The sequence below is a fragment of the Neisseria sp. P0024.S006 genome (assembly GCF_051956595.1).
Lineage (GTDB): Bacteria > Pseudomonadota > Gammaproteobacteria > Burkholderiales > Neisseriaceae > Neisseria.
In genome coordinates this window covers 309,883-322,043 of sequence record NZ_JBQCXH010000001.1, presented here as the reverse complement: position 1 = coordinate 322,043, position 12,161 = coordinate 309,883, and the positions used below count along the sequence as shown (strand labels likewise).

The following is a 12,161-nucleotide window of genomic DNA, read 5'->3' as shown; positions in this document are numbered from 1 at the left end:
ATACACTCCTTTGTTTTATAGGCTGTATGAAGTCGGCAGCCAGTTGGGTTCTGCGTGTAATTCTACCTGAAATTGAGTAAATACTGTATTACAAACATATTGTGCCAGCTGGTGGACATCTTGCGCGGATGCGTTGTTTTTATTCACTAAAACCAAAGCCTGTCTGTCATGCACGGCCGCACCGCCGATCTGATGGCCTTTCAGACGGCATTGGTCAATCAGCCAGCCGGCCGCGAGTTTGACCGAACCGTCAGGCTGCGGATAGCGTGGCATATTGGGGTATTGCTGCAACAAATCGGCTGCTTTTTCAGCACTGACAACTGGGTTTTTAAAGAAACTACCGACATTACCAAGTACGTTAGGATTAGGCAGTTTACTGTTGCGGATTGCACACACTGCATCGGAAACATCTTTGGCTGTCGCCTCGCGGCCTTGGCTCAGTTTGGCAACCGCTGCCGCCAAATCGCCATAGCCCAAGTTCGGCACAAAATGCTCTTTCAACGCAAATACAACCGAAACAATCACATAATGTCCCTTGCCTTCCTGTTTGAACAGGCTTTCACGATAAGCAAAATCGCAATCGGCATTGGAAAGCTCGACAAAGGTTTCCGTATCCAAATCAAAGCAGCGTACGCTATGGATAACATCTTTGACTTCAACGCCGTATGCGCCGATGTTTTGTACCGGAGACGCGCCGACCGTACCCGGAATCAGGCTGAGGTTTTCCAGCCCGCTCAAACCCAGTCCAACCGTATGCAAAACAAAATCATGCCAAATTTCCCCGGCCTGAGCTTCGATATAAACCATGCCGTCTGAACGCTCAATTTCGCGTATTCCCTTGTTTTCCATATGCACAACCAGACCGGCGTAGTCCTCCATCAAAAGGATATTGCTGCCGCCGCCGAGCCATAAAACAGTATCTCGGTCGAACTCGGGCAGCCGGACGATGTCGCGCAACTCGTCGGCATGTTTGAGTGCAACAAATGCTTGGGCTTGGGCTTTGAGGCCGAAAGTGTTGTAAGGGGTAAGGTCGGTTTGGTATTGGATGGGTTGCATGGGTTTAACTTTAAAATAGGAATTCGTTGATTAAAGGACGTAGTCAGTGGAGAAAGACGGCTTGTATTGTTCAGACGGCCTTATGCGATTTGACCCTCTCTTTACTGCAAAGCTCCAAGCACCATACCAATGCAATGGCGGCAATCGTCAGCGAAACGGTCAGCGCGGTCCAGAAGCCGTAAATGCCCATATCGGCATGATAGGCAAGCAGGTAGCCGGGCAACAGGCCGCAACCCCAGAAAGCCACGGCATGGATGAACATCGGCATTTTGGTCACTTTATAGCCGCGCAGCGCATATGAAGCGATACATTGGGTAGCGTCTGCCAGTTGGAATAGGGAGGCGAAAAATAAAACGGTCGCGGCAATGCCTAATACGGCCGCATCGTTGGTGTACATACCGGCCAACTGAAAGCGAAAGATGACCAAGAGCAGCGCGGTGCAGGCAGCAAGCATCCAGCCCAACACCAGCGACACACCTGAAATATAACGCGCCCGCAAAAAATCGCGCCGCCCGAGCGAAAAGCCAACGCGTACCGTGCTTGCCGAGCCGACGCTTTGCGGAACCATATACAAAATACCCGACAGGCTAATGACGACTTGTTGCGCGGCGACATAATCCTCGCCGAATGGCGCCACCAAAAAGACGATAAACGAAAACGCGCTGGCTTCTAGAAAATAAGACAAGCCGATGGGGGCGCCGATTTTCCAAATCTGTTTGAAAGCCGTCAAATCGGGTTTGCCGATTTTTGCCGTCAAACCAAACGGGCGGAAGAATTTTTCTTTGGCGATATAAAGCCACAAAGCCAATGCGCTGAACCAAAATACCGCCGCCGTTGCCACGCCGCAACCTGCGCCGCCCAAAGCAGGCATACCGAATTTACCGTAAACGAACACATAGTTCAGCGGCACATTCAACACAAATGCCGCGAAGCTGACCAACATAATCACGCGCGGACGGTTCAAGCTGGAGGCATAAGCGTGCAAGGCGCGGTGTATCATGGCGGCCGGCATTGCCAAGCTGGTGAAGAACATATATTGCGCCATCGTGTCTTCGACATAATCGTTCAAAGTCAGCCAATGACGGAACGGCGTAATCATCGCCCACATCAACAGCATGCCGAATACGCCCAAACACAAACCAAACCAAATGCCCTGCATTCCTGTTTTGCCGACTTCTTCGGTTTTACCTGCGCCGTACAACTGGGCAATCATCGGGTTCAACGCCGCCATCACGCCCATAAAGGTAATGTAAATCGTAGAAAACGCGCTGCTGCCCAGCGCCACCGCGGCCAAATCTTCCTTGCCTGCACCACCGGCCATTACCGTATCGACAAAACCAATGCCCACTTGCGCCACTTGCGCCAACAGCATAGGCAGGGCGAGGGCGGTAAGCAGGCGGGTTTCTTTTAAGAAAACAGGAAAGGCAAAGCGGTTGAGGTTCAGTAGCATAATGTGTGCGGTTTGAAGACAAAGGCCGTCTGAAAACGGAAATTTAAAATTATAAAGGGTAATGTTTGTACACAGACAAAGATTGGTTTAATCGTTAAATTTTTCAGACGGCCTTAAATGTCGGATGTCTTTTTACTGCTTCCAACCAGCTGTCCGGCGTTTGAAACTGCATCAGGCCGTCTGAAAGCAAAACCGCAGCTTGGGTAGTCGAAGCGCGGGTCAGTTTTTCATTGGTTTTAACATCGTAAATGGTGTAATCGATACGCAGGCAGCTTTCGATTTCAACGATATCCATATCAACGCGGATTTTTTGGCCGAAACGGGCAGGGCGGATGTATTTGAGGTTCATCTGTACAATCGGCCAGCTGTACCCCTGTCGTCCCATTTCGTTGTAGTCGTAACCGATGGAAGACAAAAAAGCACAACGTGCGGTTTCAAGGTATTTGACATAGTTGCCGTGCCACACGATGTGCATGGCATCTACGTCAAAAAAAGGAACTTCGGTTTCAAAGCTGTATTGGCAGTAGATGTGTTTTTTCATGGTTTAAAAGAGTAAGTGTGATGGTTTCAGACGGCGTCTTCGCCCCAAAAATCATAAAAATTGAACCATTGTAGCGGATTTTGCGCACATTCTTGCGCCAAAATGTCGGCAAAACGCTGCATTGCGTCTTTGACGGCAGCCTCGCGGTTGCCGCGTTTCCAGCTGGAAGTATCGGTAAAGCGGCGCAGTTTCAAATGATAGCGGCCGTTTTGTTTGACGCAAAACAGCGTGTTTACCTGCGTTTTTAAAAGCGAAGCCAATAGCCATGCGCCTTGCGGCATAGGGGCGGTATGGCCTAAGAAATTAATGTCGGCGGTTTTCTCGCCGCGTACAGGCACGCGGTCGGCCGCGATGGCAATCCATTCGCCGTTTTCGATACGGTGGTTTAATTCCATCATCAGGGTGGTGTCCAAATCGGTTACCTGAATCAGACGGATATGATCTGCGCCGGCTTTTTGCAATGCCTCGTTAAATGCCTGCGCATGTTTGCTGTGTACCAATACGTTGAGTCTGAAATTTTTATGGTGCGACACCAGCGCACGGCAAACTTCGGTATTGCCCAAGTGCGAACAGGCAAAAATCTGGCCGCGTTCGTTGCGCTTGACTTGCGAATAGATGTCGTCCGGATCTTCAATCACCAAATCTTCATAACGGATTTTGCGTTGCCACACGGCAAAACGGTCGCAAACCGCTTCGCCAAATGCGATGAATTGTTTGAATACGCTGTGTTTCGGCAGGACGGCGTGGGGAAAGGCCGTCTGAAGACGGGTTTGATAGCGTAAAACATGACGGCGCGGTTTGGGCGCGGTTGCATAAAAATACAGCACCACAAACCAAATGCACGGCCTCATGAAAAAAGCCGGCAGATAGCGCACCATCAATGTGGTCAGAGCGAGAAATAGGCGGCTGCCGCGTTCTGGCTGCGCTGCCCAATGGGTTTGTTTATTGTCGGTCATGGTTTCAGATGGCCTTTCTGAAAACTTTACCCAATCGGTGTTTCAACATACCGAAAAACAGCCGTGTATGCATTTTGCTGATGCGGACATTGTCGGCAAAGGCATCGAAGTGGGACACGCCGTCGGCGGCGTATTGGACGGGCGTTTTAATCCAAACCGGTTTGACGTCGCGCCAGTACAGACGGATAAGGATTTCCGTATCGAAGTCCATGCGGTCGCCTACGGTTTCTTCGCGGACGACGGATAGCGCGGGTGCAAGCGGATAGAGGCGGAAGCCGCACATGCCGTCTTTGATGTCGCATGACCAAGTGTGCAGCATATTCCAGAAGTCGGTAATTTTGCGTCCGTAGAGCCGTGCTTTGGGTGCGTCATCGCCGTATTGCGGCCAGCCGCAAACAACGGCTTCGGGATTTTGTTCTGCTGCGGCGAGGAGTTTGGGAGTGTCGCTCAAGCAGTGTTGGCCGTCTGCATCGACCTGCAAGACGTGGGTATAGCCATGTTCTTCAGCGTATTCCAAACCGGTTTTGACCGCTGCGCCTTTGCCGCCGTTGATAGGGCGGTAAAGGACATCAATGCCTTCTGAAACCAAAGCCTGCAATACAGGTTTGCATTCTTCGCGTGAACCGTCGTCCACAATTAAAACGTTTAAATCAAAGCCGCGCATGGTTTGGGCAACGTGGCTGATGGTGGTCGGGTGGTTGTAATGTGGAATAAGGGCCAGGGTATTCATAAATATTTTTTAGACGACGTTAACACAATGCAGAGTATAGCAAATAAACATGCCATAGCGTTTGAAAAGGCCGTCTGAAACGGCGATGACAAAATCGTTTGATTTCGTTTTTCACTGTTTCAGACGGCCTTTGGTATGCCATTAATTCAGCATTGTACATGACCGACATCGAGGCAAAAATCATGGAACTCGTTGAGCGTGCTGCGGTGGCCGATACTGATGATGATGCTGTCAGGCAGTTTTTGCTTTAAGGCGCGGTAGAGCATGGCTTCGGTCGGTTCGTCCAAGGCGGCGGTGGCTTCGTCGAGCAGGATGACTTTGGGTTGCGAGAGCAGGGCGCGGACGAAGGCGACGCGTTGCAGTTCGCCTGGGGAGAGTTTGTGCTGCCAGTCATCGGTTTTATCTAATTTATCAAGCAGATAGCCTAATCGGCAGGTATTCATGGCTTCGGCTAACTCGGGATGTTGTTTGTCGATGTCGGGATAACAAATCGCATCGCGCAGGCTGCCTTGTGCTGTGTACGGGCGTTGCGGCAGGAAGAGGATGTCTTGATGCGGCGGATGGCTGACTTTACCGCTGCTGCCGAAAGGCCAAAGCCCTGCCAGCGCGCGCAGCAACGAAGTTTTTCCGCAACCACTCGGGCCGCGTATCAGCAGGGAATTGCCGTTTTTGAGGTTGATATTGATACCGTCTAATAAAACTTCGCCGTTGTGACGGTATAGGGCAACGTTTTCTAAGATCAGGCCGTCTGAAACTTCGGTAAGGTCGGGTTGTCGATCGGTGTGTTTTTCTTCCGTACTCAGCAAAAAGCCGTACAGACGCTCCAATCGGGCGCGGTAGGCGGTGAATTTGTTGTAGAACATCCGGAAGAAAGACAGCGCACTTTGCAAACGGGAGAAGGCTTGGACGGTCTGCTGGATGTCGCCGATTTTGATTTGTCCGGCAAACAGGCGCGGGGCTTGCAAAATAATGGGAAAGAGCTTGATGCCGTTGGTAAACATATCGTTAAAGCCGCTCAGGCAGACGCTTTGCCGTGCAATGCGCCAACGGTTGCGGATGATGGCTTTGAAGCGGTCGGAAAGCTGGTCGTGTTCGTGTTTTTCGCCGTTGTAAAACGCGACGCTTTCGGCATGGTCGCGCACGCGGACAAGGGAATAACGGTAGTCGCCGTTGAGTTTTTCGTTTTCATAATTAAAACGAATCAAAGGGTTGCCTATCCACATGGCGATAAAGGTCGCCAAAATCACAAACATATAGACAAACCAAACGATGCCGTGCGGAATATCGAAGCCGAACACGGTCAGGATGCCCGCCAAACCCCACAAAACAACGGCAAATTCCAGCGAGGTAACGACCGAATTGACCATGCCGCGCACAAATTCGATGGTCGAAGCGATGAATTCCTGCGCGTCCTGTTGGATACGCTGGTCGATATTGTCCGGCGCATGACGGCGCATTTGCAGGCGGTAGTAGTTTTTGTCGGCAAGCCAGCGCGAAGTCAAAACTTCATTGAGCCGCTCCGACCATTTAATCGCCAAGCCTTGATCGAGAAAGTCGTTGACGACGTTGTTAAACGCCCGTATCAACACCACGCCCGCATTCATCGCTGCAAACATCCAAAACGCAGAAGCATTTAAATCCTGCATCGAGTCGTAAAGCCCTTTGGACATAAAGGTACTCAAAACATTTAATCGCACTTCAGTCAGCAGCAGCGTAATCATCGCCGTAATCAGCAGCAATACTTTAACTGCACTTTTCGGCGTCAGACATAGCCGCAGGATATAGCTGAACTCGCGCCCGAAGCGCGTGTTGCGTGCAAAAAACAGAATCACCGCCGAAGCTGCGGCGACCATCAACAAGGTCTGCACCAGCCAAGACGGTGAGGAATAAAGCTCGGTTTGCCATTTTTGCATGGGTGTATTCTCTGAAAGGGTCGTAAAGGCCGTCTGAACGGACGGCAAATTTATTGAATTATGATCACTATGAAAATAGTTTTTCAAACTGTTGTATTTTTGTATTTACAAACAGTTCTTATTTGTTTTTGTGGAAAGTAGGAATCTTATCAAATATAATCGCAAAGCTAAATTACTTTGTAATTTTTTACCCGATATAAGAATTATTAATATTTCAATTCAGAAGGAATTTATGAACAGCAAATTAGCCCTGATGCCGCTTGTGGTTGCAAGCGCATTCGCCTACGCCGCCGATGAAGCCACCCCTGCTCCCGAAGCCCATGCAGAAGTGCAGGAAGTCAAAGTCTACGCCGACGCCAAACGCGTGAAGGCCGCACGCTCTTATTCTATTGCCAGCGACGGTGACTTACGCGATCGTGTGAACTTAGGACTGCTGGGCAAGGCAAATGCCTTTACAGCACCAATTACAGTCGTCAATTACGACGAAAAAGCCCTCAACAACACCGAAGCGCGTACTTTGGTGGATGCCGTAGCTAAAAAAGACGCTTCGACTTGGCAGTTTGGCGGCGAAAGCAATACTTTGACCGGTCTGTACTTCCGCGGTTACCAACTTGATGCGCGCCAATTCAGCGTCAATGGTTTGGCCGGTATGTACGGCACGCAAGGTACGGCCAGCGTGCAAGTCGGCTCCGCGCAACTGATTAAAGGCGCGTCCACCGCCGTAAACGGTATGGACCCAGAAGGCGCGGTATCCGGTTCCGTCAACATCGAAACCAAAAAAGCCGCCGATGAAGGCAACCGCAAAATCGGTTTGGGCTGGTTCAGCAACAACCGCGCCCAAGGCACGTTTGACTTGGGTCAACGCTTCGGCGAAAACAAAGAATTCGGCGTACGCGCCAACGGCAAACTGCGCCACGGCGATACCCCGCGCCACGGCTACAGTGAGGACAACAAAGAATTTGCCTTAAATGCCGACTATCGCGGCGAAAAAGTGCGCGTGGCGTTCGACTCCATCTACGCGAAACGCAAAACCAACGGCGGCCGCGCGCGTATGCAGGACATCCAAAACGCTGATGGTCGTTTGTTCGATGCACCGGATGGCAAAACAAATCTGTTGCCAAGCTGGAACTGGCAAAATACCGTCGGCCAAACCAATATGCTGACTTTCGAATGGGATGCGTTTGAAAATGCGCAAATTACCGGCGGTATCGGTTACAACAAGGCGCGTTATTACGGCACGCTGATTTCTCCGACCATCTGCGGTACAAAAGGCGCAAGCAGCATGACTGCCACTTGTTCGAGCGCCGATCAATACCATACGGGTACAGCACGCCTGACCGACCAATATTTCCGTACTTTGAGTATGAATTTATCCGCGCGCGGCGAATTTGAAACCGGCCCGGTAACGCATAACTGGAGTACTGCTTTTGACCGTATCATTCGTCAGCGTGCAACTGTCCGTGGTTTGGCTGAGGGCAAAAGCCGCGTTGAGGTTGATGCAAACGGCAATATTGACAATCAACTGGCTTCTTTTGTCCCTAATTACGCGACAGACTGGGAAAGCTCAGCAAACCTGGATGCCAATATCAAAGTCAACAGCCTGGCTTTGTCCGACACCTTGGGCTTTGCCGACAATAAATACCGCCTGACGCTGGGCGGACGTTTCCAAGCAGTTGAATACACCAATAAAAAAGAAGGTCAAAGCGGAGATTCCAAACGCTTCAGCCCGATGCTGATGGCTGCATGGGTACCGCAACCTGACTTGGTCGTGTACGGCAACTACATGGAAGACTTGGAGCCTGCCGACATCAAAACCGATGATTCCGGCGAAACTACGATGTCCAAACCTCGTGTCAGCCGTCAGTTTGAAGTCGGCGTGCGCAAAAACTGGGGTAGTTTTGTCACTACGTTGAACGCGTTCCAAATCAAACGTCCGGGTTACTGGCGCGGCCAGACAACCACCAAGACAATAAATGGGGTAAAAACAACAACGTTGACTTATGGCAACAATTCCGATTTTGCCCGCTATAAAGCGCAAGGCGGCGCGGCCGGCGACGAGCAAGGCATGGAACGTAATCGCGGTATTGAGTTCAATACCTATGCCAACTTGTTGAATAATACCTTGCGTCCAAGTTTTGGTCTGATGTACTTGCATTCAACCGTGAAGGATTATCCAAATTCACGCGATATGCTGGTTAACGGTGTACAAGTTGCCAATCCGCGCGTGATTGCCAAAGCAGGCGTGGAATGGGATACGCCGTTTGCCAAGGGCTTGACCTTGAACGGCAATGTTTCGTATTTCGGCAAGTCTTACCAAGACACGCAAAAACAATACGCCTTCCCATCCTATACCTTGGTTGACGTAGGCGCGCGCTACAAAACCAAGCTCGGCAAAAATACTTTAACCGTCAGCAGCTCGGTAGAAAACCTGTTCAACAAAAACTACTGGCAGGTACAACGCGGCCAATACGACCGCAGCTTCGCCGTCGTCGGTATGCCGCGTACTTACTGGCTGAAAGCGGAATTGGATTTCTAATCTGATTTCGGTTTGACCGTAATAGCAGGCCGTCTGAAAGGGAATATAAAAAGCAAGAATTTGTTTTTTATCCCTTTTCAGACGGCCTGATTTGATTGCCTTATGTTTTTTGCTTGAAAAATCTTACATGTTTTTTATGGATTTCACGCGAAACAAGGTTAATATTCCATTTTCACAATACATCATTCGAGAAGACATATGAAAAAATCCATCAAACTGACCCTGTGCGCCCTCGCACTCTCACTTTCCGTGCAAGCGCAAGCGGTTACCCATGCCGTGATTGAAACCAATATGGGCAACATCCAACTGGAGTTGGATGAAGTCAAAGCGCCGAAAACCGTGGCAAATTTTGTCAATTATGCCAAAAAAGGTTTTTACGACAACACGATTTTCCACCGCGTTATCGACAATTTTATGATTCAAGGCGGCGGATTTACCGAGAAAATGGTTCAAAAATCCACCGATAAAGCCATCAACAACGAAGCAGACAACGGCTTGAAAAATAACGTCGGCACCATCGCCATGGCGCGCACCGGCGATCCGAATTCCGCAACCAGCCAGTTCTTTATCAATACGGCCGACAACGACTTTTTGAATTTCAAAAGCAAAACCCCTCAAGGCTACGGCTATGCTGTTTTCGGTAAAGTTACTTCCGGCATGGACGTTGTCCGTAAAATCAGCAAAGTGAAAACAGCGACACGTGGTTTCCATCAAGATGTACCGACCGAAGCCGTGATAATCCGCAAAGTCAGCATCAAATAATTTTGATGGTTTGAATCCAAACAACAGGCCGTCTGAAACATTCAGACGGCCTGAATTTATTTATTTGATAATAAGCGGCAATTTGGGCGATAATTCAGCATCTACTATTTAAGGAGTCGATTATGCAAACCCGCCTGCCTTTTTTCGGCGTTGTCCGCGTCAGCGGTGAAGACAGAGCATCATTTCTTCATGGCCAATTATCCAACGATATTAATAATTTAGCTTCCGGTCAGGCATGTTACGCCACATACAATACGCCCAAAGGCCGTGTGTTGGCGAATATGCTGGTCATCAATCGCGGAGAAGATTTGCTGCTGGTCATGGCGCAAGATTTGACCGAAGCCATCGTCAAACGCCTGAGAATGTTTGTCTTGCGTGCAAAAGTCGTCTTCGAGCTGATGCCCGATTTGGCTGTCAGCGGCGAGTTGGCAGACAATGCAGCACCACATCCTGCTGCCGAACCGCAACTGTCTTTCCCGGCCCAAATTCAAGCAAACGCCGTAGAAATTACCTTGCCGCACACAGGTCGTCTGAAAATTTCAGCAGCCGAAAACGCATCCGAATATCAAGCAGAAGCCGAAAACGCGTGGAACCTGCACGAAATACGCAGCGGCTATCCGTGGATTTGCGCCGCAACCAAAGAAGCGGCCGTTGCCCAAATGCTTAACCAACACATCATCGGTGCCGTCCATTTCCGTAAAGGCTGCTACCCCGGCCAAGAAATCATCGCCCGCGCCCAATACCGAGGCCAAGTCAAACGCGGTCTGGCCGTATTAAGCGGAGATTCCTTAGAAGCTGCCGGTATTGTCGTCAAAGTCGGCGAAGAAGAAGCAGGCGTCATCCTCAACACAGCACTGACTGAACAAGGCAGCCTCAGCTTAGCCGTTATCAAGTTTTCCGCAGCAGAAGCAGCATTGACCGATGCAGACGGCAATGCTTTGAAACAGGAAGAACTATTTTTTACGGTTGAGAAAGATTGATTGTTAGATGATTGAATAAAAAGTTTAAATTTAAGTATTAATCAGCTTTAAATGAAAACAGAAAGGCCGTCTGAAATTCAGACGGCCTTTTGATATTGAGTTTTGTTGGTACATGACCCAAGCTGCGTTTGCTGCTGGCATGGATGCAGGCTACGGCTTGCTCCCTTGTGTCTGAATTTAGAAGCCTACATGCATGTTTTTGAAAATCCATAGCATAGGCAGGCTAACGGGCAGGGTAACGATATCGACAGCAGCGGTGAACGGGGTAGCGAGTGCGCGGCCGACCGTCCCCCCTGATACGCTTGTACCGGTTTTGGTTACCGAGGTGTGGAGGGTTACAGGCAGCGGAGTTTCAAAACGGTAGTCGTAGTTCATGTCGCTCGGGCGGGCATAGAGCTGGCCGCACACCCGGATGGTACGGGCATAGCGGGACGTGCCCTTGCTGTCGGTAACCTGCCTGAATTGCAGCCGGCGCAGTTCGGTGCGTTCTTGGCGGCGCTCGGCGAGGGAAAGGCGCGGGTTTTCTTGGTAAACTAAATCGAAATCCGTGCTGCAGAAATGTTGCTTTGATTCGTTGGTGGCCAGTCTGAATCCTTTCCGAGGCGGGGTGCTGCAGCATTTTTCGGCATCATTGGAGGGTGCGTACATTTGGAAGGGTTGGGACAACTTGACGTTTAAAATTGCGCCCAAATCCACTTCTCGGGCTGTTTCGCCGCTTTCAACCCTAGGGTTGCTGCCTTTGGTCAGCACATAGATATAGCTCTCGCCCAACATTACGATACTGTTGGGCGGCAGTTTTTGGCTGTCGGGCTTGACGCGGGCAAAGCCGACAACGGAGTCGTTTTCGACGAGATTTAAGCTGTAAGAGTTGGAACCGCGTGAGTCGTGATTTTCCCACAGTGCATAAGTGGCGCAGCCGTTGAGCAACATCAGTGTGGCGGCGAGGAAGAGGGGTTTCAACAGGGATTTTGCAAACATGGCAGGCTCCTTTGATTGAGTTGATGAGCTTTGGTTTACGTAGTCCTTGCAAATATTAACATTTGCTTGGAGAAAAGGCTACCTGAAACAGGCAGTGATCGAAATGCTTGGTTTCAAGTAGTTTGTGGGAATCAATAGCATGATTTACGATTCAGTGTTTGATTGAAGGCCTGCTTGAGCAGTTATTCGATATTGCCAAGAATGATGATAGGCACGGAAAATCCGCTTGATTCTTGATAATGGCGGATAGATGCTTAAA

General features: G+C 50.0%; 10 protein-coding genes. 3 read left to right on the top strand and 7 right to left on the bottom strand.

Annotated elements, in window-relative coordinates:
* Window positions 1-15 precede the first annotated feature (15 nt).
* The 6 genes from murB to ACTHUF_RS01580 form a co-directional block, all read right to left on the bottom strand.
* Window positions 16-1,056, bottom strand: a complete 1,041-nt coding sequence (gene murB, locus ACTHUF_RS01605; protein ID WP_314552479.1) for a UDP-N-acetylmuramate dehydrogenase — start codon at window positions 1,054-1,056, stop codon at window positions 16-18.
* A gap of 70 nt (window positions 1,057-1,126) precedes the next feature.
* Window positions 1,127-2,506, bottom strand: coding sequence for an MATE family efflux transporter (locus ACTHUF_RS01600; RefSeq protein ID WP_314552480.1), 1,380 nt, complete (start codon window positions 2,504-2,506; stop codon window positions 1,127-1,129).
* Window positions 2,507-2,609: 103 nt separating this feature from the next.
* Window positions 2,610-3,047 (bottom strand): acyl-CoA thioesterase, encoded by a 438-nt coding sequence (locus ACTHUF_RS01595; RefSeq protein ID WP_440406820.1) that lies wholly within the window; start codon window positions 3,045-3,047, stop codon window positions 2,610-2,612.
* A gap of 26 nt (window positions 3,048-3,073) precedes the next feature.
* Window positions 3,074-4,003: an LpxL/LpxP family acyltransferase gene (locus ACTHUF_RS01590; RefSeq protein ID WP_440406818.1), complete on the bottom strand. Its 930-nt coding sequence runs from the start codon at window positions 4,001-4,003 to the stop codon at window positions 3,074-3,076.
* Between the two features lie 4 nt (window positions 4,004-4,007).
* Window positions 4,008-4,733, bottom strand: a complete 726-nt coding sequence (locus ACTHUF_RS01585; protein ID WP_440406816.1) for a glycosyltransferase family 2 protein — start codon at window positions 4,731-4,733, stop codon at window positions 4,008-4,010.
* 146 nt (window positions 4,734-4,879) lie between these two features.
* Window positions 4,880-6,646 carry an ABC transporter ATP-binding protein/permease gene (locus ACTHUF_RS01580; protein ID WP_440406814.1) on the bottom strand — a complete coding sequence of 589 codons (1,767 nt, stop codon included), beginning with the start codon at window positions 6,644-6,646 and terminating at the stop codon, window positions 4,880-4,882.
* Between the two features lie 232 nt (window positions 6,647-6,878).
* Here ACTHUF_RS01580 and ACTHUF_RS01575 point away from each other — a divergent pair, with 232 nt between their 5' ends.
* The 3 genes from ACTHUF_RS01575 (at window position 6,879) to ygfZ (ending at window position 10,924) form a co-directional block, all read left to right on the top strand.
* Window positions 6,879-9,182 (top strand): TonB-dependent siderophore receptor, encoded by a 2,304-nt coding sequence (locus ACTHUF_RS01575; protein ID WP_440406812.1) that lies wholly within the window; start codon window positions 6,879-6,881, stop codon window positions 9,180-9,182.
* A gap of 198 nt (window positions 9,183-9,380) precedes the next feature.
* The gene (locus ACTHUF_RS01570; RefSeq protein WP_004519955.1) at window positions 9,381-9,944 is read left to right on the top strand and encodes a peptidylprolyl isomerase; all 564 of its coding nucleotides are present in this window, start codon (window positions 9,381-9,383) and stop codon (window positions 9,942-9,944) included.
* Between the two features lie 122 nt (window positions 9,945-10,066).
* A complete protein-coding gene (gene ygfZ, locus ACTHUF_RS01565) occupies window positions 10,067-10,924 on the top strand; it encodes a CAF17-like 4Fe-4S cluster assembly/insertion protein YgfZ (protein WP_440406810.1) in 858 nt (285 codons plus the stop codon).
* Between the two features lie 177 nt (window positions 10,925-11,101).
* On the opposite strand, the gene ACTHUF_RS01560 is transcribed toward ygfZ, so the two are convergent.
* On the bottom strand, window positions 11,102-11,902 hold the full coding sequence (locus ACTHUF_RS01560; RefSeq protein ID WP_440406808.1) for a hypothetical protein: 801 nt from the start codon (window positions 11,900-11,902) through the stop codon (window positions 11,102-11,104).
* Window positions 11,903-12,161: the final 259 nt, after the last annotated feature.